This is a genomic window from Pseudomonas syringae group sp. J309-1, assembly GCF_032582135.1.
Classification (GTDB): domain Bacteria; phylum Pseudomonadota; class Gammaproteobacteria; order Pseudomonadales; family Pseudomonadaceae; genus Aquipseudomonas; species Aquipseudomonas quasicaspiana.
In genome coordinates this window covers 19,780-44,647 of sequence record NZ_JAWHNU010000013.1, presented here as the reverse complement: position 1 = coordinate 44,647, position 24,868 = coordinate 19,780, and the positions used below count along the sequence as shown (strand labels likewise).

The 24,868-nt window shown below is 54.9% G+C and carries 36 protein-coding genes; 4 read left to right on the top strand and 32 right to left on the bottom strand.

The features are described from left to right. The first annotated feature begins 116 nt into the window (after positions 1–116). The 3 genes from RX972_RS10140 to RX972_RS10130 are packed head-to-tail and all read left to right on the top strand — an operon-like array spanning position 117 to position 3,615. Positions 117–2,468, top strand: coding sequence for an FdhF/YdeP family oxidoreductase (locus RX972_RS10140; protein ID WP_316874734.1), 2,352 nt, complete (start codon positions 117–119; stop codon positions 2,466–2,468). A 44-nt stretch (positions 2,469–2,512) separates the two neighbouring features. Continuing rightward, positions 2,513–3,106, top strand: a complete 594-nt coding sequence (locus tag RX972_RS10135; RefSeq protein WP_099268180.1) for a TetR/AcrR family transcriptional regulator — start codon at positions 2,513–2,515, stop codon at positions 3,104–3,106. 29 nt (positions 3,107–3,135) lie between these two features. Beyond that, positions 3,136–3,615, top strand: a complete 480-nt coding sequence (locus RX972_RS10130; RefSeq protein ID WP_263269021.1) for a nuclear transport factor 2 family protein — start codon at positions 3,136–3,138, stop codon at positions 3,613–3,615. A gap of 212 nt (positions 3,616–3,827) precedes the next feature. Here the strand turns inward: RX972_RS10130 and RX972_RS10125 are convergent, their stop codons facing one another. Further along, on the bottom strand, positions 3,828–4,364 hold the full coding sequence (locus RX972_RS10125) for a single-stranded DNA-binding protein (protein ID WP_027898315.1): 537 nt from the start codon (positions 4,362–4,364) through the stop codon (positions 3,828–3,830). A 9-nt stretch (positions 4,365–4,373) separates the two neighbouring features. Then, positions 4,374–5,768, bottom strand: a complete 1,395-nt coding sequence (locus tag RX972_RS10120) for an MFS transporter (protein WP_027898314.1) — start codon at positions 5,766–5,768, stop codon at positions 4,374–4,376. Between the two features lie 191 nt (positions 5,769–5,959). On the opposite strand from RX972_RS10120, the gene uvrA reads away from it, so the two are divergent. Then, positions 5,960–8,794, top strand: coding sequence for an excinuclease ABC subunit UvrA (gene uvrA / locus RX972_RS10115; protein ID WP_099268178.1), 2,835 nt, complete (start codon positions 5,960–5,962; stop codon positions 8,792–8,794). Positions 8,795–8,876: 82 nt separating this feature from the next. Here uvrA and bfr read toward each other — a convergent pair whose 3' ends face one another. The 30 genes from bfr to rpsJ all read right to left on the bottom strand — a co-directional run bounded on the left by bfr (position 8,877) and on the right by rpsJ (position 24,832). After that, the gene (gene bfr, locus RX972_RS10110; RefSeq protein ID WP_027898312.1) at positions 8,877–9,341 is read right to left on the bottom strand and encodes a bacterioferritin; all 465 of its coding nucleotides are present in this window, start codon (positions 9,339–9,341) and stop codon (positions 8,877–8,879) included. A gap of 154 nt (positions 9,342–9,495) precedes the next feature. Then, complete coding sequence (locus RX972_RS10105) at positions 9,496–10,944, bottom strand: catalase (RefSeq protein ID WP_316874726.1); 1,449 nt, start codon at positions 10,942–10,944, stop codon at positions 9,496–9,498. Between the two features lie 181 nt (positions 10,945–11,125). Then, positions 11,126–11,512 (bottom strand): 50S ribosomal protein L17, encoded by a 387-nt coding sequence (gene rplQ, locus RX972_RS10100; protein WP_008145500.1) that lies wholly within the window; start codon positions 11,510–11,512, stop codon positions 11,126–11,128. Positions 11,513–11,554: 42 nt separating this feature from the next. Beyond that, complete coding sequence (locus RX972_RS10095; protein ID WP_003176403.1) at positions 11,555–12,556, bottom strand: DNA-directed RNA polymerase subunit alpha; 1,002 nt, start codon at positions 12,554–12,556, stop codon at positions 11,555–11,557. 22 nt (positions 12,557–12,578) lie between these two features. Next, on the bottom strand, positions 12,579–13,199 hold the full coding sequence (rpsD, locus tag RX972_RS10090; protein WP_025262045.1) for a 30S ribosomal protein S4: 621 nt from the start codon (positions 13,197–13,199) through the stop codon (positions 12,579–12,581). An 18-nt stretch (positions 13,200–13,217) separates the two neighbouring features. After that, positions 13,218–13,607 carry a 30S ribosomal protein S11 gene (gene rpsK, locus RX972_RS10085; protein WP_002555466.1) on the bottom strand — a complete coding sequence of 130 codons (390 nt, stop codon included), beginning with the start codon at positions 13,605–13,607 and terminating at the stop codon, positions 13,218–13,220. A gap of 30 nt (positions 13,608–13,637) precedes the next feature. Continuing rightward, positions 13,638–13,994, bottom strand: a complete 357-nt coding sequence (gene rpsM, locus RX972_RS10080) for a 30S ribosomal protein S13 (protein WP_027898310.1) — start codon at positions 13,992–13,994, stop codon at positions 13,638–13,640. Positions 13,995–14,124: 130 nt separating this feature from the next. After that, the gene (rpmJ, locus tag RX972_RS10075; RefSeq protein WP_002555468.1) at positions 14,125–14,241 is read right to left on the bottom strand and encodes a 50S ribosomal protein L36; all 117 of its coding nucleotides are present in this window, start codon (positions 14,239–14,241) and stop codon (positions 14,125–14,127) included. A gap of 28 nt (positions 14,242–14,269) precedes the next feature. Then, entirely contained in the window at positions 14,270–15,598 is a 1,329-nt protein-coding gene (gene secY, locus RX972_RS10070; protein WP_027898309.1) for a preprotein translocase subunit SecY, read from the bottom strand. After that, entirely contained in the window at positions 15,599–16,033 is a 435-nt protein-coding gene (rplO, locus tag RX972_RS10065; RefSeq protein ID WP_027898308.1) for a 50S ribosomal protein L15, read from the bottom strand. It lies immediately after the preceding gene. A 3-nt stretch (positions 16,034–16,036) separates the two neighbouring features. Continuing rightward, on the bottom strand, positions 16,037–16,213 hold the full coding sequence (gene rpmD / locus RX972_RS10060) for a 50S ribosomal protein L30 (RefSeq protein ID WP_003186033.1): 177 nt from the start codon (positions 16,211–16,213) through the stop codon (positions 16,037–16,039). A 2-nt stretch (positions 16,214–16,215) separates the two neighbouring features. Beyond that, a complete protein-coding gene (rpsE, locus tag RX972_RS10055) occupies positions 16,216–16,716 on the bottom strand; it encodes a 30S ribosomal protein S5 (protein WP_003186035.1) in 501 nt (166 codons plus the stop codon). 3 nt (positions 16,717–16,719) lie between these two features. Then, positions 16,720–17,070 (bottom strand): 50S ribosomal protein L18, encoded by a 351-nt coding sequence (gene rplR / locus RX972_RS10050; protein ID WP_027898307.1) that lies wholly within the window; start codon positions 17,068–17,070, stop codon positions 16,720–16,722. A gap of 10 nt (positions 17,071–17,080) precedes the next feature. After that, entirely contained in the window at positions 17,081–17,614 is a 534-nt protein-coding gene (gene rplF, locus RX972_RS10045; RefSeq protein ID WP_027898306.1) for a 50S ribosomal protein L6, read from the bottom strand. Positions 17,615–17,626: 12 nt separating this feature from the next. Continuing rightward, on the bottom strand, positions 17,627–18,019 hold the full coding sequence (gene rpsH, locus RX972_RS10040; RefSeq protein ID WP_027898305.1) for a 30S ribosomal protein S8: 393 nt from the start codon (positions 18,017–18,019) through the stop codon (positions 17,627–17,629). A gap of 213 nt (positions 18,020–18,232) precedes the next feature. Next, positions 18,233–18,538, bottom strand: a complete 306-nt coding sequence (rpsN, locus tag RX972_RS10035) for a 30S ribosomal protein S14 (RefSeq protein WP_027898304.1) — start codon at positions 18,536–18,538, stop codon at positions 18,233–18,235. 13 nt (positions 18,539–18,551) lie between these two features. Then, positions 18,552–19,091, bottom strand: a complete 540-nt coding sequence (gene rplE, locus RX972_RS10030) for a 50S ribosomal protein L5 (RefSeq protein WP_004883677.1) — start codon at positions 19,089–19,091, stop codon at positions 18,552–18,554. Between the two features lie 20 nt (positions 19,092–19,111). After that, entirely contained in the window at positions 19,112–19,426 is a 315-nt protein-coding gene (rplX, locus tag RX972_RS10025) for a 50S ribosomal protein L24 (protein WP_002555478.1), read from the bottom strand. 11 nt (positions 19,427–19,437) lie between these two features. Further along, the gene (gene rplN, locus RX972_RS10020) at positions 19,438–19,806 is read right to left on the bottom strand and encodes a 50S ribosomal protein L14 (protein ID WP_002555479.1); all 369 of its coding nucleotides are present in this window, start codon (positions 19,804–19,806) and stop codon (positions 19,438–19,440) included. Positions 19,807–19,829: 23 nt separating this feature from the next. Beyond that, complete coding sequence (gene rpsQ / locus RX972_RS10015; RefSeq protein ID WP_002555480.1) at positions 19,830–20,096, bottom strand: 30S ribosomal protein S17; 267 nt, start codon at positions 20,094–20,096, stop codon at positions 19,830–19,832. A 2-nt stretch (positions 20,097–20,098) separates the two neighbouring features. Then, a complete protein-coding gene (rpmC, locus tag RX972_RS10010) occupies positions 20,099–20,290 on the bottom strand; it encodes a 50S ribosomal protein L29 (RefSeq protein ID WP_002555481.1) in 192 nt (63 codons plus the stop codon). Next, a complete protein-coding gene (gene rplP / locus RX972_RS10005) occupies positions 20,290–20,703 on the bottom strand; it encodes a 50S ribosomal protein L16 (RefSeq protein WP_027898303.1) in 414 nt (137 codons plus the stop codon). The genes rpmC and rplP overlap by 1 nt, the downstream gene beginning before the upstream one ends. 12 nt (positions 20,704–20,715) lie before the next feature. Beyond that, positions 20,716–21,402 (bottom strand): 30S ribosomal protein S3, encoded by a 687-nt coding sequence (gene rpsC, locus RX972_RS10000; protein ID WP_003176422.1) that lies wholly within the window; start codon positions 21,400–21,402, stop codon positions 20,716–20,718. 13 nt (positions 21,403–21,415) lie between these two features. After that, the gene (rplV, locus tag RX972_RS09995; protein WP_027898302.1) at positions 21,416–21,748 is read right to left on the bottom strand and encodes a 50S ribosomal protein L22; all 333 of its coding nucleotides are present in this window, start codon (positions 21,746–21,748) and stop codon (positions 21,416–21,418) included. Between the two features lie 13 nt (positions 21,749–21,761). Beyond that, positions 21,762–22,037, bottom strand: coding sequence for a 30S ribosomal protein S19 (gene rpsS, locus RX972_RS09990; RefSeq protein ID WP_002555486.1), 276 nt, complete (start codon positions 22,035–22,037; stop codon positions 21,762–21,764). 16 nt (positions 22,038–22,053) lie between these two features. After that, positions 22,054–22,878, bottom strand: a complete 825-nt coding sequence (gene rplB / locus RX972_RS09985) for a 50S ribosomal protein L2 (protein ID WP_003317104.1) — start codon at positions 22,876–22,878, stop codon at positions 22,054–22,056. Between the two features lie 14 nt (positions 22,879–22,892). Next, positions 22,893–23,192 (bottom strand): 50S ribosomal protein L23, encoded by a 300-nt coding sequence (rplW, locus tag RX972_RS09980; protein WP_002555488.1) that lies wholly within the window; start codon positions 23,190–23,192, stop codon positions 22,893–22,895. Further along, entirely contained in the window at positions 23,189–23,791 is a 603-nt protein-coding gene (gene rplD / locus RX972_RS09975) for a 50S ribosomal protein L4 (protein WP_020290705.1), read from the bottom strand. The genes rplW and rplD overlap by 4 nt, the downstream gene beginning before the upstream one ends. A gap of 12 nt (positions 23,792–23,803) precedes the next feature. Further along, positions 23,804–24,439: a 50S ribosomal protein L3 gene (gene rplC, locus RX972_RS09970; protein WP_027898301.1), complete on the bottom strand. Its 636-nt coding sequence runs from the start codon at positions 24,437–24,439 to the stop codon at positions 23,804–23,806. Between the two features lie 81 nt (positions 24,440–24,520). Continuing rightward, positions 24,521–24,832 (bottom strand): 30S ribosomal protein S10, encoded by a 312-nt coding sequence (gene rpsJ, locus RX972_RS09965; RefSeq protein WP_003186070.1) that lies wholly within the window; start codon positions 24,830–24,832, stop codon positions 24,521–24,523. Positions 24,833–24,868 lie beyond the last annotated feature (36 nt).

The window sequence follows — 24,868 nt, the reverse complement described above, 5'->3', positions numbered from 1 at the left end:
TTTCGCCTGTCAATCCCATGACAACCACTGGAGAAAGCACAGCGAACCTTCAATAGGCCCCCACGTCAGAGTTGCATAAGACGTTCAGCGCGGCTGTTCGGCAAGAGGAAACCCTGATGCTCATTCATCCCCGGACACGCTATAAACCTTACGAAATGGCAGCAGGCGGTTGGGGCTCCGCCATGTCGGTCATGCGTATTCTCTGGCGTGAACAGACACTGCTCAAAGCGTCGGGTGCGCTGACCCGGCAAAACAAGCCGGGAGGCTTTGCCTGTGTCAGCTGTGCGTGGGCCAAACCCGGCAAACCTCACGCGCTGGAGTTCTGCGAAAACGGAGCGAAAGCCACAGCCTGGGAATTGACCTCGCTGAAAACCGGCCCTGAGTTCTTTGCCCACCACTCAGTCACAGAGCTGCTGCAATTGCCCGATTACGACCTCGAGCAGAATGGCCGCCTGACCCACCCGATGCGCTACGACCCCAAAACTGACCATTACCGCGAAACCACTTGGGAGCAGGCTTATCTCGAGATAGGCACGCAGCTAAAAAACCTGGACCCGGATAGCGTCGCGTTTTATGCCTCAGGGCGCGCCTCCCTTGAAACCTCCTTCATGTACCAGCTCTTCGCCAGAGCTTACGGGACAAACAACCTGCCAGACAGCTCCAACATGTGCCACGAAAGCACCTCGGTGGGATTGCAGGAAAGCATTGGCGTCCCCGTAGGCACTGTGACGCTTGAGGACTTCAAGCAGACCGATTGCATCTTTTTCTTTGGGCAGAATGTAGGTAGCAACAGCCCGCGCATGCTTCATGACCTGCAAGAGGCACGCAGTCGAAATGTGCCGATCATCACGTTCAACCCCATCCGGGAACGAGGACTGGAACGCTTCGTCAATCCGCAATCACCTGTCCAGATGCTCGGTCCAGACTCGACAGTGATCAGCACCCAGTACCATCAGGTAGCGATAGGCGGTGACATTGCAGCCGTCATGGGCATAGCCAAAGCATTGCTGGAAATCGACAAGACCGCACTGATCAAGGGCGAGCCTCCAGTGATTGATCAAGCGTTCATCGGCCAACATACCGAAGGCTTCGCCGACTTTATCAATGCGGTACGTAACTGCGGATGGGACACCCTGAAGGAACGCTCGGGGCTCACTCGTGAGGCCATGGAGGCGGCGGCGACAGTTTATGCCGCCAGCGAACGGACCATCGTTGTTTACGGCATGGGCATCACTCAACACCGTAAAGGGGTTGAAGCCGTACAGATGCTGGTCAACCTGCTGATGCTGCGCGGTAACATCGGCAAGCCCGGCGCTGGTATCTGCCCGGTGCGCGGTCATTCCAATGTGCAAGGTCAGCGAACCGTCGGCATCACTGAAGACCCAGGCAAGGTGCCTGTGGATAACATTGAGACGTTGTTCGGGTTTCAGGTCCCGAAAAACAAAGGGCGTGCGACCGTGGAAACCTGCGAAGGCATCGTTGACGGCAGCGTGCGCGGTTTCATCGGTCTGGGCGGTAATTTTCTCCGGGCGATTCCCGATACCTCACGCATGGAACCTGCCTGGAAAAATCTGCAACTGAGCGTACAAATTGCCACCAAGCTCAACCGCACCCACCTGGTTACGGCGAAAAACACTTGGCTGCTACCGTGCCTCGGCAAGATTGAAATCGACCGCCAGAACGGTCACGCACAAAGCTATAGCACCGAAGACAGCACTGGCTGCATTCATGGCTGGAAAGGCACCAGCGAACCGGCGAGCGAACAATTGCGCGCCGAGACCGCGATCATTGCGGGCCTGGCAGAAGCGACACTGACGGGAACAGAGCACATCGACTGGGATGCCTGGCGCAGTGATTACAGCAAGATTCGCCACGCCATCGCGACCGTGTACCCGGAAATTTTTCATGATATGGAAACCCGGATGTGGCAAACCGGTGGCTTTCATAAACCGATCCCGGCCATTCAGCGTGAATGGAAAACCGAGAGCGGGCGTGCCCATTTCATCACTCCACAATCCCTTGATGAAGACAGTGACGTCAGCCCGGGATCTGATTGCCATGATGTTCTGCAACTGATGACGCTACGCAGCAATGACCAATTCAACACCACGATCTATGGCTATGAAGATCGCTTTCGGGGCGTCAGCGGTACACGTTCGGTGATTTTCATGAATCGTAACGACATCGTACGGCTCGGCTTTACCGCAGGTGATTGGGTTTTGCTAAAGACAGCGGTAGAACCGGAAACACCGCGAGAAGCCGGGCCAATGCAAATCATCGCTTATGACATTCCCGAAGGCTGCAGCGCGGCATATTACCCGGAATGTAATCCATTAGTGCCGCTTTGGCACTACGCAGAACGGAGTAAGGTCCCCGCCGCCAAATCCATCCCAATCACCCTTATCCGTGCAGAGCCAGACTCTGTGCAACGCAAACGGGCGATCCCGAAAACTGATCAGGTGGTTTAAGGGATACGTTTGACAGGGTAGAACGATCGTTCTACCCTTCGACCATGAATAAGACATCGACCACCGCTGTTCAGGACAAAATCCTGCAAACCGCCGAGCAACTGATCTACACCAACGGGATTCATGCCATGGGCATGGACTTGCTGGTGCGTACTTCCGGCGTGGCGCGCAAAAGCATCTACCGATATTACGCTACCAAGGAAGACGTGGCCGTGAACGCGCTTAGCGCGCGCGATGTTCGCTGGATGCATTGGTTTCGTACTGAGACCGACAAGGCTACGAGCCCTGAAGCGCGCATTCTCGAAATGTTCACCGTGCTCAAAGGCTGGTTTGAATCAGAAGGCTTTCGTGGCTGCGCATTTATCAATACGGCGGGTGAGATCGGCGACGCTGAAGATCCAATCCGTCAGTTGGCAAAAGCCCACAAACAGAAGCTTTTTGATTACGCACTGGAGCTCTGCCAGCAATTGAACATCGAACAGCCCGATGTGCTGGCCAAACAACTGCTGATCCTGATCGACGGCGCCATCACCCTTGCCTTGGTCATGGGCGACCACAATGCCGCCGACAGCGCCCGCGACATGGCGCAATTGCTCTTGAATGCCTTAACGAAAAAGCCTGCGCCCACTGCAAGCTGATCCCCCACTGTCCGTCCAGAGGTTTTGCCATGTCACCCAGCACTGAAACCCGCCCGCCTTTGCCGCCCTTCACCCGGGAGTCTGCAACCCAGAAAGTCCGCCTGGCCGAAGATGGCTGGAATGGTCGCGATCCCGAAAAAGTCGCATTGGCCTACACACTGGATACTAAATGGCGCAACCGCACAGAGTTCGCGACTAACCGGGACGAAGCCAAAGCCTTCCTGACTCGCAAATGGGCGAAGGAGCTGGACTACCGGCTGATCAAAGAATTATGGGCCTTCACCGATAACCGTATCGCCGTGCGCTACGCCTACGAATGGCACGATGACTCGGGCAACTGGTTCCGCTCATACGGCAACGAAAACTGGGAGTTCGACGCGAATGGCTTGATGGCCAACCGCTTCGCCTGCATCAACGACATGCCGATCAAAGAGTCGGAGCGCAAGTTCCACTGGCCGCTGGGTCGGCGTCCGGATGATCATCCGGGGTTGTCTGAGTTGGGGTTGTAACAGAAAGCTCCGTTGCCCATGGCACCGCGCTGACTCTCCGCAAACATTGGACCTGTAGGAGCTGCCGAAAGCTGCGAAGTTATCCTGAGACTGTCTGAATCGCAGCCATCGGCAGCTCCTACAACGTGCAATCTGTCATATGCACGCCCAACAAAAAGCCCGCAACGAATGAACGCTGCGGGCTTTTTCGTCAGCCAGACGAAGCGAGTTGGTTAGAACGGGATATCGTCATCAAAGCTGTCGAAATCGGCGGCCGGCTGTGGCGCTTGTTGCTGCGGAGCCGGACGGGATTCGCGCTGTGGCTGTTGCTGCGGCGCGGACTGTTGTGGACGCGACTGCTGAGGACGTGGAGCGGAATTCTGATAATTGCCGCCACCTTGCCCTTGAGGAGCGCCGTCGTTTTGTGGACGGCCGCCCAGCAGTTGCATGGTGCCTTGCATGTCGACGACGATTTCAGTCGTGTAACGCTTGATACCGTCTTTTTCCCACTCGCGGGTCTGCAGCTTGCCTTCGATGTAGACCTGGGAACCCTTGCGCAGGTATTCGCCAGCGATTTCGGCGACTTTGCCGAACATCGACACACGGTGCCATTCAGTCTTTTCGACTTTCTGACCGGTCTGTTTGTCAGTCCACTGTTCGCTGGTCGCCAGACTCAGGTTGGTCACGGCATTACCGTTAGGCAGGTAGCGAACTTCGGGATCCTGGCCGCATGTGCCGACCAATATAACTTTGTTAACCCCACGGGCCATAACGTTCTCCTAGGCTTCGCACGCTTGGGTGGCTGGGTTGACCATCCGTTCCAGAGACGCGCGATCCAATAGTTTTGTATCCAATTTGATATAGATGGCTGCCTCCTCGGCAACCACCACTGCATCCGTTACGCCTTCCACGGCCTTCAGTCTGTCCGCCAGGCCCGCATCACGCAGGGCTTCAGGCGACAAGGGCAGACGCAGGCTCGTCACGTAAGGCGGTTCACGCATGGTTACTGCAACCGCTAGCCAGATGGCGGCCATCGCAGCCCCGCCAAGGAACACCACGTCGAGCCCGCCATGCTGGAACAACCAGCCGCCGAGTATCCCACCTGCGGCCGAACCAAGGAACTGGCTGGTGGAATAAACCCCCATCGCCGTACCTTTTCCGCCAGCCGGTGAGACTTTGCTGATCAATGACGGCAAAGACGCTTCCAGCAGGTTGAACGCGACGAAGAATACCACTGTCCCGATGACCAGTGCTCGTAACGTGTTCCCAAACTCCCAGAAGAATAGTTCAGTGAGCATCAATACGGTGACTGCACCGATGAGCACACGCTTCATCTGACGCTTTTTCTCACCATAAATAATGAATGGGATCATTGCGAAAAATGAAATCAACAGTGCCGTGAGATAGACCCACCAGTGCTCTTCTTTGGGCAAACCGGCTTTTGTCACCAGTGCCAGCGGCAAGGCCACAAAGCTTGACATGAGCATCGCGTGCAACACGAAGATACCCAAATCCAGTCGAAGAAGATCAGGATGACGCAAGGTCGGTCCTAACGCCTGACGCGCAACGCCCGATTCGCGGTGCTGCAAGGTGACGGTATTTTTTGGCACCACGAACGCGACGATGAAAATCCCCACCAAGGCCATCGCACCGGTTGCGAGAAACAGACCGGACAAGCCAAAGGCGCTGGTCAGGATCGGGCCGACCACCATGGCGATCGCAAACGAAAGACCAATAGTCATGCCGATCATGGCCATTGCCTTGGTGCGATGCTGCTCCCGGGTCAGATCCGAGAGCAAGGCCATGACCGCTGCGGAGATGGCACCGGCACCCTGCAGAATACGTCCGGCAATGATGCCCCAGATCGAATCTGCACTCGCTGCCAGGACGCTGCCCAAGGCGAAAATGATCAAGCCGAAATAGATAACCGGACGCCGTCCGATACGGTCGGAAATAATCCCGAAGGGAATCTGCAGGAACGCCTGGGTCAGGCCATAAGCGCCGATTGCGAGACCGATCAACGCCGGGCTGGCTCCCGCCAGGTCCATGCCATAGGTCGCAAGCACAGGCAGGACCATGAACATGCCAAGCATGCGAAACGCAAATACCAGCGCAAGACCGCCTGCTGCGCGGGTCTCGCCGCCGCTCATTCTCTCGCTGTGGGGATCGTGCATGGAAAAACCTCGTGTGAACCGGCGGCGATTCTACCAGTCCCATCGATTGACGGGGTATATCGCGACGCTTTGACACGCCTAGATGACACAGTCTTCATTTACGGCTAAGACAGCTATTCATATAGTGTGCATCCATCCAGTGTTTTTTCCGTATACTCCTACGTTTTCGACGCCCGCCGTGCGAGGCCATTTTGGACAAGATCCTGATTCGTGGGGCTCGAACCCACAACCTGAAGAACATTGACCTGACCCTGCCACGCGACAAGCTGATCGTCATTACCGGGCTTTCCGGTTCTGGCAAGTCATCGCTGGCATTCGACACCCTGTACGCCGAAGGGCAACGGCGCTATGTCGAATCGCTTTCCGCGTATGCCCGGCAATTCCTCTCCATGATGGAAAAGCCGGACGTCGATACCATCGAAGGCCTGTCGCCGGCCATTTCCATCGAGCAGAAATCGACTTCACACAACCCGCGTTCGACCGTGGGCACGATCACCGAGATCTACGACTACCTGCGCCTGCTTTATGCTCGCGTTGGTCAGCCTCGCTGCCCGGATCACGACATTCCGCTGGAAGCGCAAACCGTCAGCCAGATGGTTGACCTGGTAATGGCGCAACCTGAGGGCAGCAAATTGATGCTGCTGGCCCCGGTGATCCGTGAGCGCAAGGGCGAGCACTTGTCAGTGTTCGAAGAGCTGCGCGCACAAGGCTTCGTCCGTGCCCGGGTAGATGGCCGTCTATGCGAACTCGATGAGCTGCCAAAGCTTGATAAACAGAAGAAGCATTCCATCGATGTGGTTGTCGACCGTTTCAAGGTGCGTGCCGACCTGCAGCAGCGTCTGGCGGAGTCTTTTGAGACAGCGCTGAAATTGGCTGACGGTATCGCTTGGGTTGCGCCAATGGATGACGAGCCCGGTGAAGAGATGATTTTCTCTGCCCGCTTCGCCTGTCCCATCTGCGGCCACGCGATCAGCGAGCTGGAACCCAAACTGTTTTCCTTCAACAACCCGGCCGGCGCATGTCCGACGTGCGATGGCTTGGGCGTTAAGCAGTTTTTCGACATCAAGCGTCTGGTAAACGCAGAGCTAACCCTGGCTGAAGGCGCTATACGCGGCTGGGACAGGCGCAACGTGTATTACTTCCAGATGCTCGGTTCGCTGGCCAAGCACTACGATTTCAGCCTGGAAGTACCGTTCAAGGAACTGCCAGGGGATATTCAGAAAACCTTGCTCAATGGCAGCGGCTCGCAGAATGTCGACTTCCGCTATTTGAACGATCGCGGTGACATCGTCAAACGCGCCCACCCGTTCGAAGGCATCGTGCCCAACCTGGAGCGTCGCTACCGGGAGACCGAATCGGCGACCGTTCGCGAAGAGCTGGCCAAGTTTCTCGGCACGCAGCCCTGCCCGGATTGCCGCGGTACACGCCTGCGTCGCGAGGCTCGTCACGTTTGGGTTGGCGAGAAGACACTGCCTGCCGTTACGAACATGCCAATCGGTGATGCGACCGATTATTTCGGTGAGCTGAAGCTGACAGGACGTCGCGGTGAAATTGCTGACAAGATTCTTAAAGAGATCCGCGAGCGTCTCGAGTTCCTCGTCAACGTCGGTCTTGATTACCTGACGCTGGATCGCAGCGCTGACACGCTTTCGGGCGGTGAAGCACAGCGTATCCGGCTGGCCAGCCAGATTGGTGCGGGTCTCGTCGGTGTCATGTACATCCTCGACGAACCCTCGATTGGCCTGCACCAGCGGGACAATGATCGGTTGCTAGGAACGCTCAAACACCTTCGCGATATTGGTAACACCGTTATCGTGGTCGAGCACGATGAAGATGCGATTCGCCTTGCAGACTATGTGGTCGACATCGGCCCAGGCGCTGGCGTGCATGGCGGGCACATTGTCGCCGAGGGAACGCCGGACGAGGTCATGGCGCACCCTGACTCGCTCACGGGCAAGTACCTGTCAGGTCGGGTGAAGATCGCCGTCCCGGCCAAACGCACACCCCGCAATAAGAAGCTGTCACTGACCCTCAAGGGTGCTCGCGGCAACAACTTGCGCAACGTTGATCTGGAAATTCCCATTGGCTTGCTGACCTGCGTGACCGGTGTTTCAGGTTCGGGCAAATCGACGCTGATCAACAACACGCTGTTCCCGCTCAGCGCAACCGCACTGAACGGCGCCACGACGCTGGAAGCTGCGACCCACGACAGCATCAAAGGCCTGGAACATCTGGACAAGGTCGTGGACATCGATCAAAGCCCGATTGGTCGTACCCCTCGCTCCAACCCGGCAACTTACACCGGTCTGTTCACGCCGATTCGCGAGCTGTTCTCCGGGGTGCCTGAGTCGCGCTCCCGCGGATACGGACCAGGGCGTTTCTCTTTCAACGTCAAGGGCGGCCGCTGCGAGGCGTGTCAGGGTGATGGCCTGATCAAGGTCGAGATGCACTTCCTGCCGGATATCTACGTACCGTGCGATGTGTGCAAGAGCAAGCGCTACAACCGCGAAACCCTTGAGATCAAATACAAGGGCAAGAGCATTCACGAAGTGCTTGAAATGACCATCGAAGAAGCACGCGAGTTCTTCGATGCGGTTCCAGCGCTGGCGCGCAAGCTACAGACCCTGATGGATGTGGGCCTGTCTTACATCAAGCTGGGTCAATCTGCGACTACGTTGTCTGGCGGCGAAGCTCAACGGGTGAAGCTGTCACGCGAGCTGTCCAAGCGCGATACCGGCAAAACGCTGTATATCCTTGATGAGCCGACCACAGGCCTGCACTTCGCAGATATCCAACAACTGCTGGACGTTCTGCATCGTTTACGCGACCACGGTAATACCGTGGTGGTCATCGAGCACAACCTTGATGTGATCAAGACTGCCGACTGGCTTGTGGACCTTGGTCCGGAAGGCGGCTCCAAAGGCGGACAGATCATTGCCGTAGGTACGCCGGAGCAGGTGTCTGAAATGGAGCAATCCTACACAGGTCACTATCTCAAGCCTCTGCTGCTCAGGGACAAAGCCTGACATTGTCAGGCCGCTAGAATCAAAAAGCCCCTGTCACGTAAAAGTGCAGGGGCTTTTTTATGCGGCTTGTCTGGCTACGAAATCAGAATTGCGACTGCAGGTAGTTTTCCAGGCCGATGGTCTTGATCAGACCCAACTGCTTTTCGAGCCAGTATGTGTGATCTTCTTCGGTATCGTTCAACTGAACACGGAGGATTTCACGCGTTACGTAATCCTTGTGCAGCTCGCAGAGCTCAATGCCCTTGCACAGCGCAGCACGGACCTTGTACTCAAGACGCAGATCAGCAGCGAACATCTCTGGGACCGTAGTACCAACATCCAGATCGTCCGGACGCATGCGCGGAGTGCCTTCGAGCATCAAGATACGACGCATCAGAGCATCGGCGTGCTGTGCCTCTTCTTCCATCTCGTGATTGATACGCTCGTAGAGCTTGGTGAAGCCCCAGTCTTCGTACATACGCGAATGAACGAAATATTGGTCACGCGCTGCCAATTCGCCCACCAGCAGCGTATTGAGATAATCGATTACTTCCGGGTGGCCTAGCATCGCCCACGTCTCCTGCCTGAAAGTGCATAGTCTGAACCAACCGCTTGCGAAGGTCACTGTCCAAAGTGATAAAAATCGACAAAAAGCAGCGAAAAATCGGTGATCAGATACGAAAAACCGCCCAAATGAGGGCGGTTCCGTTTATCACTTAGACTTACATCAGCGATACGCCCAACGCTTTCGCAATACCCTCGCCGTAAGCAGCATCGGCTTTGCAGAAATGCTGCAACTGACGCTGCACCACATCGCTGGAAACATCGGCCATCGTGCCCGCAATATTGTTGATCAGCAGTGCTTTCTGGTTGGCACTCATCAGGTTGAACAACTTGCCCGCCTGGCTGTAGTAATCGCCATCTTCACGATGATCATAACGATCAGCTGCGCCGCTAAGGGCCAGCGATGGCTCAGCATAATGCGGAGCCTGCTTCGGCGCATCTGAGTAGCTGTTAGGCTCGTAGTTTGGCCCTGAACCACCGTTAGTACCGAAAGCCATCGCACCATCACGCTGGTAGCTATGAACCGGATTCCGGGGTGCGTTGATTGGCAAGTGCTGGTGATTGGTGCCCACCCGGTAGCGGTGCGCATCGGCGTATGCGAAAACGCGCCCTTGCAGCATGCGATCCGGAGACAGGCCTACACCCGGAACCATGTTGCTTGGACCAAATGCCGCTTGCTCAACTTCAGCAAAATAGTTAAGCGGATTGCGATTGAGCTCAATCTCACCGACTTCGATCAGGGGGTACTCTTTCTGGGACCAGGTTTTGGTCACGTCGAAAGGATTCTCGTGATGGGCTGCCGCTTGAGCTTCGGTCATCAATTGAATGCAGACGGTCCACTTCGGGAAGTCGCCTTTTTCAATGGCGGTGAACAAGTCCCGTTGAGCGTAATCAGGATCTGTTCCCGCAATGCGCGCAGCATCGGCAGGCGTAAGGTTCTTGATGCCTTGCTGGGTCTTGTAGTGCCATTTAACCCAGTGACGCTCACCAGCAGCGCTGATCAGGCTGTAAGTGTGGCTACCGAAGCCGTGCATGTGGCGATAACCATCCGGGATACCGCGATCCGAAAACAGGATGGTGACCTGGTGCAGCGCCTCAGGGGAATGAGACCAGAAGTCCCACATCATTTGCGCATTCTTCAGGTTGGTCTGCGGCTGGCGTTTTTGGGTGTGGATAAAGTCCGGGAATTTCAGCGGGTCACGGATAAAGAAAACCGGTGTGTTGTTGCCAACGATGTCCCAGTTGCCTTCTTCTGTGTAGAACTTCAGTGCGAAGCCGCGAGGATCGCGCTCAGTGTCAGCAGAACCACGTTCACCACCGACAGTAGAGAAGCGCAGAAAAATCGGGGTCTGTTTACCCACGGTATTGAACAGATTAGCACTGGTGTATTGGGTGATATCGCGGGTGAGAGTAAAGGTGCCGTGAGCGCCAGAACCTTTCGCGTGCACACGACGTTCAGGGATGTTTTCACGATTGAAGTGGGCAAGCTTCTCAATCAGATGAAAATCATCAAGCAGTAACGGGCCACGAGGACCAGCGGAACGGGAATTCTGGTTATCAGCTACAGGTGCGCCGCTGGCGGTGGTGAGAGTCTTGGGTTGGCTCATTAATAATTCCTCTGGCATAAACGACCGGCTAATCGGCATGGCAGGGATTATTGTCCACTTCTGTTACACAGCGAAATTTATTAAATCTTAGTCTTCGATAGCCATAGACAATACGAAACCACCGAATCCTGAAAACAAAAAACCGGGCACTAGGCCCGGTTCTTCGTTTCAGACTGACGTCTTACTCAGCGGATACAGCTTCGCCGCCAGCAGGACGATCAACCAGCTCGACATACGCCATTGGCGCGTTGTCGCCAGTGCGGAAACCGCACTTCAGGATGCGCAGATAGCCACCCTCGCGGGTTGCATAACGCTTGCCCAGATCGTTGAACAGCTTACCAACGATTGCTTTCGAACGAGTACGGTCGAAAGCCAGACGGCGGTTAGCCAGACTGTCTGTTTTAGCCAAAGTGATCAGCGGCTCAGCAACGCGACGCAGTTCTTTAGCTTTCGGCAATGTAGTTTTGATCAGCTCGTGCTCGAACAGCGACACCGCCATGTTTTGAAACATGGCCTTACGGTGGGAGCTAGTCCGGCTCAGGTGACGACCACTTTTACGATGACGCATGGTTCATTCCTTACCAAACACAACGTTCGGTGATTACGACGATCAGGCAGTCGCCTTGTCGTCCTTCTTAAGACTTGCCGGCGGCCAGTTGTCGAGGCGCATGCCGAGGGACAGACCACGGGAGGCCAGGACGTCCTTGATCTCAGTCAAGGATTTCTTGCCAAGGTTTGGAGTCTTCAACAGTTCTACTTCGGTGCGCTGAATCAGGTCGCCGATGTAGTAAATGTTCTCCGCCTTGAGGCAGTTGGCCGAACGTACAGTCAATTCCAAATCGTCAACCGGACGGAGCAGGATCGGATCGATCTCGTCTTCCTGTTCGATTACCACTGGCTCACTGTCACCTTTGAGGTCGACGAACGCAGCCAACTGCTGTTGCAGAATGGTTGCAGCGCGGCGGATAGCCTCTTCAGGATCCAGAGTACCGTTGGTTTCCAGATCAATAACCAGCTTGTCCAGGTTAGTACGCTGCTCGACACGGGCGTTTTCCACCACGTATGCGATACGGCGAACCGGGCTGAACGAAGAGTCAAGCTGCAAGCGACCAATGCTGCGGCTTTCATCTTCATCGCTCTGACGCGAGTCTGCCGGTTCATAACCACGACCACGAGCTACGGTGAGCTTCATGTTCAGGGCGCCGTTAGACGCCAGGTTAGCGATTACGTGATCGGGGTTAACGATCTCGACATCATGATCCAGCTGAATATCGGCAGCGGTAACCACCCCCGAACCCTTCTTCGACAAGGTCAGCGTAACTTCGTCTCGACCGTGCAGCTTGATAGCTAGACCTTTAAGGTTCAACAGGATTTCAATTACATCTTCCTGTACACCTTCGATGGCGCTGTACTCATGGAGTACACCGTCAATCTCGGCCTCGACTACTGCACAGCCGGGCATGGAGGACAACAGGATGCGGCGCAGCGCGTTGCCCAGGGTATGGCCAAAACCACGCTCGAGAGGCTCGAGAGTAATCTTGGCGCGGGTTGGACTGACAACCTGCACATCAATGTGGCGGGGTGTCAGGAACTCATTTACCGAAATCTGCATGGATGCACCTATTTTCTAGCCCTTACTTGGAGTAGAGCTCGACAATCAGGCTTTCGTTGATGTCGGCGGACAGATCACTGCGAGCTGGAACGTTCTTGAAAACGCCCGATTTCTTCTCAGTGTCTACTTCTACCCATTCTACGCGGCCACGTTGGGCACACAGATCGAGAGCCTGGACGATGCGCAGTTGGTTCTTGGCTTTCTCGCGGATAGCAACCACGTCACCGGCACGAACCTGATACGACGGAACGTTTACGGTTTTGCCGTTCACGCTGATCGACTTGTGCGAAACCAATTGACGGGATTCAGCACGAGTCGAGCCGAAGCCCATACGGTATACAACGTTATCCAGACGGCATTCGAGCAGTTGCAGCAGGTTCTCACCAGTAGCGCCTTTCTTGCCGGCAGCTTCTTTGTAGTAACCGCTGAATTGACGCTCGAGTACGCCATAGATACGACGAACTTTTTGTTTCTCACGCAGCTGGGTGCCGTAGTCGGACTGACGGCCACGGCGCTGGCCGTGGATACCTGGAGCTGCTTCGATGTTGCACTTGGATTCGATCGCGCGAACGCCGCTCTTCAGAAAGAGATCGGTGCCTTCACGACGAGCAAGTTTGCATTTTGGACCAATGTAACGAGCCATTTTCTACAGTCTCCTGGATTACACGCGGCGCTTCTTCGGCGGACGGCACCCGTTGTGCGGGATTGGCGTCACGTCGGTGATGCTGGCGATCTTATAGCCACAGCCGTTCAATGCACGGACAGCAGACTCACGACCTGGACCTGGACCTTTGACGTTAACGTCGAGGTTCTTCAGACCATATTCCAGCGCAGCTTGACCAGCACGTTCAGCAGCTACTTGAGCAGCGAACGGCGTGGACTTGCGAGAACCGCGGAAACCCGAACCGCCGGAGGTAGCCCAGGACAGCGCGTTACCTTGACGATCGGTGATGGTGACGATTGTGTTGTTAAAAGAAGCGTGGATGTGGGCGATGCCATCAACCACCGTCTTTTTAACTTTTTTACGAGGACGAGCAGCAGGTTTTGCCATGACTAAATTCCTGTCGTTGCGCTAATGCGATTACTTGCGGATCGGCTTACGCGGACCTTTGCGAGTACGCGCGTTAGTCTTGGTACGCTGACCGCGTACTGGAAGACCACGACGATGGCGCAGACCGCGGTAGCAGCCCAAGTCCATCAAGCGCTTGATTTTCATGTTGATTTCGCGACGCAGGTCACCTTCAGTGGTGAACTTCGCCACTTCGCCACGCAGTAGTTCAATCTGCTCGTCGCTCAGATCTTTGATCTTTGCCGCTGGGTTAACCCCAGTGGTTGCACAGATCTTGTGTGCAGTGGTGCGACCAACACCATAGATGTAGGTCAGCGAGATAACAGTATGCTTGTTATCTGGAATGTTAACGCCTGCAATACGGGCCATTCAGTGGGACTCCAATTGACAGCTACCTACGCCCCGGAAGCCAAGAAATAGGGCGCGAGATAATATCGCTGTAATAACAAATAATCAACCCAGCAGCGCACTAGCTGCTGGGCTTAAGCACAGATCACACTCAGCCTTGGCGCTGTTTGTGACGTGGTTCCGCGCTGCAAATTACTCGAACAACACCTTCGCGGCGAATAATCTTGCAGTTGCGGCACAGCTTTTTCACCGATGCACGAACTTTCATTACCAGCTCCTCGAACCTTATGGGTACATCAGCGCAACATGCCGCTGCCGTAGCCCTTCAGGTTGGCTTTCTTCATCAGGGATTCGTACTGGTGCGAAACGAGGTGGGATTGTACTTGGGACATGAAGTCCATCACAACCACTACCACGATCAGCAACGAGGTCCCGCCAAGGTAGAACGGTACGTTTGCTGCAACCACCAGGAACTGGGGCAACAAGCAGACGGCCGTCATATATAGAGCACCGAACATGGTCAAGCGGGTCAGAACGCCATCAATATAGCGCGCAGACTGCTCACCTGGACGGATACCCGGAATAAAGGCACCGGACTTCTTCAGGTTTTCCGCTACGTCTTTCGGATTGAACATCAACGCCGTATAGAAGAAGCAGAAGAAAATAATCCCTGCACTAAACAGCAGAATATTCAACGGCTGACCAGGAGCGATCGACTGCGAGATGTCCTGCAACCAGCCCATACCTTCAGACTGACCAAACCAGGCACCCAACGACGCCGGAAACAGCAAAATGCTGCTTGCGAAAATAGCCGGAATAACGCCAGCCATATTCACTTTCAGCGGCAAGTGGCTAGTCTGCGCAGCAAAAACCTTACGGCCCTGCTGACGCTTGGCGTAGTGAACAGCAATACGACGCTGACCACGCTCAATGAACACCACGAAACCGATAATCGCTACTGCCAGCAAACCGATAGCAACCAGGGCGAAGATATTGATGTCACCCATGCGAGCAGACTCGAAAGACTGCCCGATTGCTCTCGGAAGACCGGCGACGATACCTGCGAAGATCAACATCGAGATACCGTTACCAACACCGCGCTCGGTAATCTGCTCGCCTAGCCACATCATGAACATCGCACCAGCCACAAAGGTGGTGACAGCAACGAAGTGGAAGCCTATGTCTGCAGAGAACGCGACGCCCTGACCGGCCAGGCCAACGGACATGCCGATAGCTTGAACCAAGGCCAGGACAACGGTGCCGTAGCGGGTGTACTGGCTGATCTTGCGACGGCCAGCTTCCCCTTCCTTCTTCAACTGCTCCAGCTGTGGGCTGACGGCTGTCATCAATTGCATGATGATCGATGCCGAAATGTACGGCATGATCCCCAGTGCAAAAATACTCATCCGCTCCAGCGCACCGCCGGAAAACATGTTGAACAAGCTAAGAATGGTCCCCTCATTCTGTCGAAACAGGTCTGCGAGTCGCTCCGGGTTAATACCTGGAACCGGGATGTGTGCGCCTATTCGGTAGACGATAATCGCCAGGAACAGAAAACGCAGACGAGCCCAGAGTTCAGACATACCGCCTTTGCCGAGCGCAGAGAGAGCACCTTGCTTAGCCATTTATTCCTCGAACTTGCCGCCAGCTGCTTCGATAGCCGCACGCGCACCTTTGGTGGCTGCGATACCTTTGATGGTGACAGCGCGATTAACTTCGCCGGACAGCATGATTTTCACACGCTGTACGTTTTGGTTGATCACGTTGGCATCCTTCAGGGACTGCACAGTTACAACGTCGCCTTCCACTTTAGCCAGCTCGGACAAACGCACTTCTGCGCGATCCATGGCCTTCAGGGAAACGAAGCCGAATTTTGGCAGGCGACGATGCAGCGGCTGTTGGCCGCCTTCAAAGCCCGGAGCAATAGTGCCACCGGAGCGGGAGGTTTGACCTTTGTGGCCACGGCCACCAGTCTTACCCAAACCACTACCGATACCACGGCCCGGACGATGCTTTTCGCGACGGGAACCCGGCGCTGGACTCAGATCATTGAGTTTCATCGATTAACCCTCGACTCGCAGCATGTAGTAAGCCTTGTTGATCATCCCGCGATTCTCAGGAGTATCCAGTACTTCTACAGTGTGACCGATGCGACGCAGACCCAGACCTTTAACACACAGTTTGTGGTTAGGAATGCGACCGGTCATGCTTTTGATCAGCGTTACTTTAACGGTAGCCATGATCAGAAGATCTCCTTGACACTTTTGCCGCGCTTGGCAGCAATAGACTCAGGAGATTGCATAGCTTTCAAACCCTTGAAAGTGGCGTGAACCACGTTTACAGGGTTAGTCGAGCCGTAGCACTTGGCCAATACGTTCTGAACACCAGCAACTTCCAACACTGCGCGCATAGCGCCGCCAGCGATGATACCGGTACCTTCAGAGGCAGGCTGCATGTACACCTTCGAAGCGCCATGAGCAGACTTCATTGCGTACTGCAGAGTAGTGCCATTCAGATCAACCTGGATCATGTTGCGGCGAGCAGCTTCCATCGCCTTCTGGATCGCAGCAGGCACTTCACGTGACTTGCCACGGCCAAAACCAACACGCCCTTTACCATCACCAACCACGGTCAACGCGGTGAAAGTGAAGATACGGCCGCCTTTTACAGTCTTTGCAACGCGGTTAACTTGAACCAGCTTCTCAATGTAGCCTTCGTCGCGTTTTTGGTCGTTATTTGACATAACTTAGAACTCCAGCCCGCCTTCACGAGCAGCATCAGCCAGCGCCTTGACGCGGCCGTGGTACTTGAAGCCAGAACGGTCGAAAGCCACTTGTGATACACCGGCGGCTTTCGCACGCTCAGCAACCAGCTGGCCAACCTTAGTGGCCGCGTCGATGTTGCCAGTGGCACCATCACGCAGTTCTTTGTCCAAAGTCGAGGCGCTCGCCAGGACTTTGCTGCCGTCGGCCGAAATGACCTGGGCATAAATGTGCTGCGAAGAGCGGTGCACGCAGAGACGCACGACTTCTAGCTCGTGCATTTTCAGGCGTGCTTTGCGAGCGCGACGCAGTCGGGTAACTTTTTTGACGGTCATTTGCTATGCCCTACTTCTTCTTGGCTTCTTTACGGCGGACGACTTCGTCTGCGTAACGCACACCTTTGCCTTTGTACGGCTCAGGACGGCGGAAGTCGCGGATCTCAGCGGCCACTTGACCAACCAACTGCTTGTCGATACCTCGGATGAAGATATCGGTCTGGTTGGGAGTCTCAGCGGTGATGCCTTCCGGCAGGTCGTAATCCACTGGGTGCGAGAAGCCAAGAGCCAGGTTCAGCACTGTGCCTTTTGCTTGCGCTTTGTAACCAACACCGACCAGCTGGAGCTTACGCTCGAAGCCTTGGCTTACGCCCTGGACCATGTTGTTAACCAGTGCACGAGTGGTGCCGGCCATTGCGCGAGTCTGTTGATCGCCATTGCGAGCAGCGAAACGCAGCTCACCAGCTTCTTCAACAATCTCAACGGACGAATGGATGTTCAGATCTAGAGTGCCTTTGGCGCCCTTCACCGAAAGCTGCTGGCCGACGAGTTTAACTTCGACGCCTGCTGGCAACTTAACGGGGTTCTTAGCTACGCGTGACATGCTTATCCCCCCTTAGAACACTGTGCAAAGCACTTCGCCGCCGACACCGGCAGCGCGCGCAGCACGATCCGTCATCACACCTTTGCTGGTGGAGACGATAGACACACCGAGACCGCCACGAACTTTTGGCAGATCATCGACGGACTTGTACTGACGCAGGCCTGGACGGCTTACGCGCTTCACTTCTTCGATGACTGGACGGCCTTCGAAGTACTTCAGCTCGATAGACAACAGCGGTTTTGTTTCGCTGCTGATCTGATAACCCGCAATGTAACCTTCGTCTTTCAGGACTTTGGCTACAGCAACCTTCACAGTGGAAGATGGCATGCTTACGACGGGCTTTTCAGCCATCTGGGCATTACGGATACGAGTTAGCATGTCCGCTAACGGGTCCTGCATACTCATGGGCTAGACGCTCCTAATACAAAATAATTAGCCTTGCGGCTACAGCTTATCGCCGAGAATTCCGGGCAAATGAAAAACACGGGCTCAGGCGAGCCGGCAATTCTAGGCGTACCCCGGAAATGAATCAAGCCCCAATAGGGGCTTGATTCAAATTCAGGCTTGATTCCGACCAATCGCTTGCACGATAAGCCGGAACTTCGCGTGAAAGGCGTATTACCAGCTGGCTTTAACCAGACCTGGCACATCACCACGCATTGCAGCTTCACGCAGCTTGTTACGGCCAAGGCCGAACTTGCGGTAAACGCCGTGCGGACGACCAGTGATGCGGCAGCGGTTACGCATGCGCGAAGCGCTTGCGTCACGTGGCTGCTTCTGCAGAGCTACGGTAGCTTCCCAACGCGCTTCTGGACTTGCGTTCAGATCAACGATGATTGCTTTGAGCGCTGCACGCTTGGTGGCGTACTTGGCAACGGTGAGCTGACGCTTCAGCTCACGGTTCTTCATGCTCTTCTTGGCCATTTTCCTACTCCAATCAGTTGCGGAACGGGAATTTGAAAGCGCGCAGCAGAGCGCGGCCTTCGTCATCGTTCTTGGCAGTGGTGGTCAGGGTAATGTCCAGACCGCGGAGAGCATCGATCTTGTCGTAATCGATTTCCGGGAAAATGATCTGCTCTTTTACGCCCATGCTGTAGTTACCACGACCATCGAAGGACTTGGCATTCAGGCCGCGGAAGTCGCGAACCCGAGGCAGGGAGATCGAAAGCAGACGATCCAGGAATTCATACATACGATCGCGGCGCAGAGTCACTTTGACGCCGATCGGCCAACCTTCACGGACTTTAAAGCCAGCGATGGATTTCCGAGCGTAAGTCACAACGACTTTTTGACCGGTGATCTTTTCCAGGTCAGCAACAGCGTGCTCGATGACTTTTTTGTCGCCGATCGCTTCGCCCAGCCCCATGTTCAGGGTGATTTTGGTAACGCGCGGAACTTCCATCACGTTCGCGAGCTTAAGTTCTTCCTTAAGCTTCGGAGCGATTTCCTTCCGGTAAATCTCTTTTAGTCGTGCCATGGTCTTCTACCTAGCAGTGTTCAAGCATCAACCGCTTTTTGGGTCGACTTGAAGACACGAATTTTCTTGCCATCTTCAACTTTGAAACCAACGCGGTCAGCCTTGTTGGTTGCGCCATTGAAAATAGCGACGTTAGAAGCGTGCAGTGGCGCTTCTTTCTCGACGATACCGCCCTGTACGCCCGACATCGGGTTTGGCTTGGTATGACGCTTTACCAGGTTGATCCCACCAACGACCAGACGGTCGTCAGCGAGAACCTTGAGCACCTTACCGCGCTTACCTTTGTCTTTGCCGGCGATCACGATGATCTCGTCGTCACGACGAATCTTTTGCATGTCGGATCTCCTTACAGCACTTCTGGGGCGAGCGAGACGATCTTCATGAACTTCTCAGTACGAAGTTCACGGGTCACTGGCCCAAAGATACGGGTGCCGATCGGCTCTTGCTTGTTGTTCAAAAGAACAGCAGCGTTGCCATCAAAGCGGATGATGGAGCCGTCAGCACGACGAACGCCATGGCGAGTGCGGACTACAACAGCAGTCATCACTTGGCCTTTCTTCACCTTACCGCGAGGAATTGCTTCCTTGACGGTAACTTTGATGATGTCACCGATACCAGCGTAACGACGATGGGAGCCACCCAGCACCTTGATGCACATAACGCGGCGTGCGCCGCTGTTATCGGCCACATCGAGCATGGATTGAGTCTGAATCATATAATTTCTCCGACCCCTAGTCCTTAGACTTCCACAGCGCGTTCGAGAATATCAACCAGTGCCCAAGACTTGGTCTTGGCTACAGGACGAGTTTCACGAATCGTGACTTTGTCGCCGATGTGGCATTGATTGGTTTCGTCGTGCGCGTGCAGCTTAGTCGAACGCTTAACGTATTTACCGTAGATCGGGTGCTTAACGCGACGCTCGATCAGAACGGTGATGGTCTTGTCCATCTTGTCGCTGACAACACGGCCAGTCAGCGTACGGACGGTTTTTTCGGCTTCAGCCATGATTACTTACCTGCCTGCTGGTTGAGCACAGTCTTCACGCGAGCGATGTCACGCTTAACTTGCGAGAGCAGGTGAGACTGCCCCAACTGGCCAGTTGCTTTCTGCATACGCAGATTGAACTGGTCGCGCAGCAGGCCGAGCAGTTGCTCGTTCAGCTGCTGTGCTGATTTTTCACGAAGTTCATTCGCTTTCATCACATCACCGTCCGTTTAACAAAGGAGGTGGCGAGCGGCAGCTTTGCAGCAGCCAGGGCGAAAGCCTCACGCGCCAGCTCTTCAGAAACACCCTCGATTTCATACAGGACTTTGCCTGGCTGAATCTGGGCAACCCAGTACTCCACGTTACCCTTACCTTTACCCATACGAACTTCGAGGGGCTTTTTGGTTACAGGCTTGTCCGGGAATACACGGATCCAGATTTTACCGCCACGTTTAACGTGACGGGTCAGAGCACGACGCGCTGACTCAATCTGACGGGCAGTGAGACGACCACGAGCAACAGACTTCAGCGCATATTCGCCGAAGCTGACTTTGCTACCGCGCAATGCCAAGCCACGGTTGTGGCCAGTCATCTGCTTGCGGAACTTCGTACGCTTTGGTTGCAACATTTGGCGTACCCCTTACTTAGCAGCTTTTTTACGAGGCGCAGGTGCTTGTGGTTTCAGTTCTTCTTGGCGACCACCAATTACTTCGCCTTTGAAGATCCAAACCTTTACACCGATCACACCGTAAGTGGTGTGAGCTTCGTAGTTGGCATAGTCGATGTCGGCACGCAGGGTGTGCAAAGGCACACGACCTTCGCGATACCATTCAGTACGTGCGATTTCAGCACCGCCGAGACGACCGCTCACTTGGATTTTGATGCCTTTGGCACCAATGCGCATGGCGTTCTGTACAGCGCGCTTCATAGCGCGACGGAACATAACGCGACGCTCCAGCTGCTGAGCTACGCTCTGCGCAACCAACATACCGTCGAGCTCCGGCTTGCGGATTTCTTCGATATTGATGTGCACAGGCACACCCATTTGCTTGGTCAGGTCCTGACGCAGTTTCTCAACATCTTCACCTTTCTTCCCGATAACGATACCAGGACGAGCAGTGTGGATGGTGATACGTGCTGTCTGAGCCGGACGATGGATATCGATACGGCTTACGGACGCGCTTTTTAATTTGTCTTGGAGATACTCACGCACTTTCAGATCAGCGAACAAATAGTCCGCATAAGTCCGACCGTCTGCGTACCAGACGGAGGTGTGCTCCTTGACGATTCCCAGGCGAATGCCAATGGGATGTACTTTCTGACCCATCTCTTCGACTCCGTTACTTGTCAGCAACCTTGACAGTGATATGGCAAGACCGCTTGACGATGCGATCAGCACGGCCTTTGGCACGTGGCATGATGCGCTTCAGCGAACGCCCTTCGTTGACGAAAACGGTGGAGACCCGGAGGTCATCAACGTCTGCGCCTTCGTTATGCTCGGCGTTGGCTACAGCCGACTCCAGCACTTTCTTCAGGATCTCGGCAGCTTTCTTGTTGCTGAAAGCCAACAGGTTGAGCGCTTCGCCCACCTTCTTCCCGCGGATCTGGTCGGCGACCAAGCGGGTTTTCTGGGCGGAGATTCGAGCGCCCGACAACTTAGCGGCTACTTCCATCGTTCCTTACCCCTTAACGCTTGGCTTTCTTGTCTGCCACGTGCCCACGATAAGTGCGGGTACCGGCAAACTCGCCTAGTTTATGGCCGACCATGTCTTCGTTCACGAGAACTGGAACATGTTGGCGACCGTTATGCACAGCAATGGTCAGACCGACCATTTGTGGCAGGATCATCGAACGACGCGACCAGGTTTTCACCGGTTTGCGATCGTTCTTTTCCGCCGCCACTTCGATCTTCTTCAGTAGGTGAAGATCAATAAAAGGACCTTTTTTCAGAGAACGTGGCACTGTCGTATCCCTCTATTTACTTGCGACGACGGACGATCATTTTGTCGGTACGCTTATTACCACGAGTCTTCGCGCCCTTAGTCGGGAAGCCCCACGGCGATACCGGATGACGACCACCAGAGGTACGACCTTCACCACCACCATGTGGGTGATCAACCGGGTTCATGGCAACACCACGAACGGTTGGGCGAACGCCACGCCAGCGCTTAGCACCAGCTTTACCCAAGGAACGCAGGCTGTGCTCGGAGTTCGAGACTTCGCCCAGCGTTGCACGGCACTCGGAAAGCACTTTACGCATTTCACCGGAACGCAGACGCAGGGTCACGTAGACGCCTTCACGAGCGATCAGCTGAGCCGAAGCACCAGCGGAACGAGCGATCTGTGCACCTTTACCTGGCTTCAATTCGATACCGTGAACGGTGCTACCAACTGGAATGTTACGCAGTTGAAGAGCGTTGCCCGGCTTGATTGGAGCCAAAGCGCCTGCAATCAGCTGATCGCCAGCACTCACGCCTTTAGGGGCGATGATGTAGCGACGCTCGCCGTCTGCGTAAAGCAGCAATGCGATGTGAGCAGTACGGTTTGGATCGTATTCGATACGCTCGACAGTGGCAGCGATGCCATCTTTGTCATTGCGACGGAAATCGACCAGACGATAATGCTGCTTATGACCACCACCGATATGACGGGTAGTAATACGGCCATTGTTGTTACGACCACCAGACTTCGATTTTTTCTCGAGCAGCGGTGCGTGAGGAGCGCCTTTATGCAGCTCCTGGTTGACCACCTTGACCACAAAACGGCGGCCAGGGGAAGTCGGTTTGCATTTAACGATTGCCATGATGCACCCCTTCCTTACTCAGCACTGCTGCTGAAATCGAGATCTTGGCCTGGCTGAAGGGAGATAACTGCCTTCTTCCAGTCATTACGCTTGCCCAGACCGCGAGCAGTGCGCTTGCTCTTACCCAGAACATTCAGGGTAGTAACACGCTCTACTTTCACGCTGAACAGGCTTTCGACGGCCTTCTTGATTTCCAGCTTGGTTGCGTCAGTAGCAACCTTGAAAACGAACTGACCTTTCTTGTCTGCGAGAACCGTAGCCTTTTCGGAAACATGCGGGCCAAGCAGAACTTTAAATACGCGTTCCTGGTTCATCCCAGCAGCTCCTCGAATTTCTTCACGGCCGACACAGTGATCAACACTTTGTCGTATGCGATCAGACTAACTGGATCGGAACCTTGTACGTCACGTACATCTACGTGCGGCAGGTTGCGAGCAGCCAGGTACAGATTCTGGTCAACAGCATCAGACACGATCAGGACGTCAGTCAGGCCCATGCCAGTCAGCTTGTTCAGCAGATCTTTGGTTTTCGGTGCTTCAACAGCGAAGTCCTGAACCACGACCAGACGATCAGTACGAACCAGTTCAGCAAGGATGGAGCGCAAAGCTGCGCGATACATCTTCTTGTTGAGCTTCTGAGAGTGGTCCTGAGGACGTGCTGCGAAAGTGGTACCGCCGCCACGCCAGATTGGGCTACGGATAGTACCGGCACGAGCACGGCCAGTACCCTTCTGACGCCATGGACGCTTACCGCCACCACGAACATCGGAACGGGTCTTTTGCTGCTTGGTGCCCTGACGACCGCCAGCCATGTAGGCTACGACTGCCTGGTGAACCAGTGTCTCGTTGAACTCGCCGCCAAATGTCAGTTCGGAAACTTCGATTGCTTGAGCGTCATTTACATTTAATTGCATGTCAGCTTCCCCTTAACCGCGAGCCTTGGCTGCTGGACGTACAACCAGGTTGCCGCCAGTAGCGCCAGGAACAGCGCCCTTGACCAACAACAGATTGCGTTCAGCGTCCACGCGCACTACTTCCAGGGACTGCACGGTCACGCGCTCAGCGCCCATATGACCGGACATTTTTTTGCCCTTGAATACACGACCAGGAGTCTGGCACTGGCCGATAGAGCCTGGGACGCGGTGGGATACGGAGTTACCGTGGGTGTTATCTTGCCCGCGGAAATTCCAACGCTTGATCGTACCCTGGAAGCCTTTACCCTTGGACTGACCGGTTACATCAACCAGTTGACCAGCAGCGAAGATTTCAGCGTTGATCAGGTCGCCTGCTTGGTACTCGCCTTCTTCAAGACGGAATTCCATGACGGCACGACCAGCGGCAACGTTCGCTTTAGCGAAGTGGCCAGCTTGAGCAGCTGTAACACGCGAAGCACGACGCTCGCCTACAGTGACTTGCACTGCACGATAGCCATCGGTCTCTTCAGTTTTGAACTGGGTGACGCGATTCGGCTCGATCTCAATGACCGTAACCGGAATGGAGACACCTTCTTCGGTGAAAATACGGGTCATACCGCATTTACGACCGACTACACCAATAGTCATGTTGTAAACCTCATGAGTGTACGGGGCTTTCACCCGCTATGGCCGCCCATTTCAGAGCGTTACACGACTAAGACCCAAGTCTTAGCCGAGGCTGATCTGCACTTCCACACCGGCTGCAAGATCAAGCTTCATAAGCGCGTCAACGGTTTTATCCGTTGGCTGGACGATGTCCAGAACGCGTTTATGAGTACGGATCTCGTACTGGTCGCGCGCGTCTTTGTTGACGTGCGGGGAAACCAGAACGGTGAACCGCTCTTTACGTGTCGGCAGTGGGATTGGACCACGCACCTGAGCACCAGTACGTTTCGCGGTTTCCACGATTTCCTGGGTGGATTGGTCGATCAGGCGATGGTCAAAAGCCTTCAACCTGATACGGATTTGCTGGTTTTGCATTGGATTCAGACTCCAGATTGCTGTTCCCACCGAGCG

Coding starts and splice junctions, on each gene's coding strand:
- rpmC (WP_002555481.1), bottom strand. CDS start 20,290: ATGAAAGCGAATGAACTTCGTGAAAAATCAGCACAGCAGCTGAACGAG.
- secY (WP_027898309.1), bottom strand. CDS start 15,598: ATGGCTAAGCAAGGTGCTCTCTCTGCGCTCGGCAAAGGCGGTATGTCT.
- rpsM (WP_027898310.1), bottom strand. CDS start 13,994: ATGGCCCGTATTGCAGGCGTTAACATTCCAGATAACAAGCATACTGTT.
- RX972_RS10140 (WP_316874734.1), top strand. CDS start 117: ATGCTCATTCATCCCCGGACACGCTATAAACCTTACGAAATGGCAGCA.
- rpsE (WP_003186035.1), bottom strand. CDS start 16,716: ATGTCAAATAACGACCAAAAACGCGACGAAGGCTACATTGAGAAGCTG.
- rplQ (WP_008145500.1), bottom strand. CDS start 11,512: ATGCGTCATCGTAAAAGTGGTCGTCACCTGAGCCGGACTAGCTCCCAC.
- rpsH (WP_027898305.1), bottom strand. CDS start 18,019: ATGAGTATGCAGGACCCGTTAGCGGACATGCTAACTCGTATCCGTAAT.
- RX972_RS10105 (WP_316874726.1), bottom strand. CDS start 10,944: ATGAGCCAACCCAAGACTCTCACCACCGCCAGCGGCGCACCTGTAGCT.
- rpsN (WP_027898304.1), bottom strand. CDS start 18,538: ATGGCCAAGAAGAGCATGAAGAACCGTGAGCTGAAGCGTCAGCTCACC.
- rpsK (WP_002555466.1), bottom strand. CDS start 13,607: ATGGCAAAACCTGCTGCTCGTCCTCGTAAAAAAGTTAAAAAGACGGTG.
- RX972_RS10095 (WP_003176403.1), bottom strand. CDS start 12,556: ATGCAGATTTCGGTAAATGAGTTCCTGACACCCCGCCACATTGATGTG.
- rplF (WP_027898306.1), bottom strand. CDS start 17,614: ATGTCACGCGTAGCTAAGAACCCCGTTAAGTTGCCAGCAGGCGTCGAA.
- rplR (WP_027898307.1), bottom strand. CDS start 17,070: ATGACCGTCAAAAAAGTTACCCGACTGCGTCGCGCTCGCAAAGCACGC.
- RX972_RS10130 (WP_263269021.1), top strand. CDS start 3,136: ATGTCACCCAGCACTGAAACCCGCCCGCCTTTGCCGCCCTTCACCCGG.
- rplX (WP_002555478.1), bottom strand. CDS start 19,426: ATGCAAAAGATTCGTCGTGACGACGAGATCATCGTGATCGCCGGCAAA.
- rpmD (WP_003186033.1), bottom strand. CDS start 16,213: ATGGCTACCGTTAAAGTAACGCTGATCAAAAGCATGACCGGTCGCATT.
- rplO (WP_027898308.1), bottom strand. CDS start 16,033: ATGAAACTCAATGATCTGAGTCCAGCGCCGGGTTCCCGTCGCGAAAAG.
- rplP (WP_027898303.1), bottom strand. CDS start 20,703: ATGTTGCAACCAAAGCGTACGAAGTTCCGCAAGCAGATGACTGGCCAC.
- rpmJ (WP_002555468.1), bottom strand. CDS start 14,241: ATGAAAGTTCGTGCATCGGTGAAAAAGCTGTGCCGCAACTGCAAGATT.
- rplV (WP_027898302.1), bottom strand. CDS start 21,748: ATGGAAGTAGCCGCTAAGTTGTCGGGCGCTCGAATCTCCGCCCAGAAA.
- rpsC (WP_003176422.1), bottom strand. CDS start 21,402: ATGGGTCAGAAAGTACATCCCATTGGCATTCGCCTGGGAATCGTCAAG.
- rpsJ (WP_003186070.1), bottom strand. CDS start 24,832: ATGCAAAACCAGCAAATCCGTATCAGGTTGAAGGCTTTTGACCATCGC.
- rplW (WP_002555488.1), bottom strand. CDS start 23,192: ATGAACCAGGAACGCGTATTTAAAGTTCTGCTTGGCCCGCATGTTTCC.
- bfr (WP_027898312.1), bottom strand. CDS start 9,341: ATGCTAGGCCACCCGGAAGTAATCGATTATCTCAATACGCTGCTGGTG.
- RX972_RS10125 (WP_027898315.1), bottom strand. CDS start 4,364: ATGGCCCGTGGGGTTAACAAAGTTATATTGGTCGGCACATGCGGCCAG.
- rplC (WP_027898301.1), bottom strand. CDS start 24,439: ATGACTATTGGTGTAGTCGGTCGTAAATGCGGTATGACCCGTATTTTC.
- rpsD (WP_025262045.1), bottom strand. CDS start 13,199: ATGGCTCGTTACATTGGTCCAAAATGCAAACTTGCTCGTCGTGAAGGC.
- RX972_RS10120 (WP_027898314.1), bottom strand. CDS start 5,768: ATGCACGATCCCCACAGCGAGAGAATGAGCGGCGGCGAGACCCGCGCA.
- RX972_RS10135 (WP_099268180.1), top strand. CDS start 2,513: ATGAATAAGACATCGACCACCGCTGTTCAGGACAAAATCCTGCAAACC.
- rplD (WP_020290705.1), bottom strand. CDS start 23,791: ATGCAATTAAATGTAAATGACGCTCAAGCAATCGAAGTTTCCGAACTG.
- rplN (WP_002555479.1), bottom strand. CDS start 19,806: ATGATTCAGACTCAATCCATGCTCGATGTGGCCGATAACAGCGGCGCA.
- rpsQ (WP_002555480.1), bottom strand. CDS start 20,096: ATGGCTGAAGCCGAAAAAACCGTCCGTACGCTGACTGGCCGTGTTGTC.
- rplE (WP_004883677.1), bottom strand. CDS start 19,091: ATGGCACGACTAAAAGAGATTTACCGGAAGGAAATCGCTCCGAAGCTT.
- rplB (WP_003317104.1), bottom strand. CDS start 22,878: ATGGCAATCGTTAAATGCAAACCGACTTCCCCTGGCCGCCGTTTTGTG.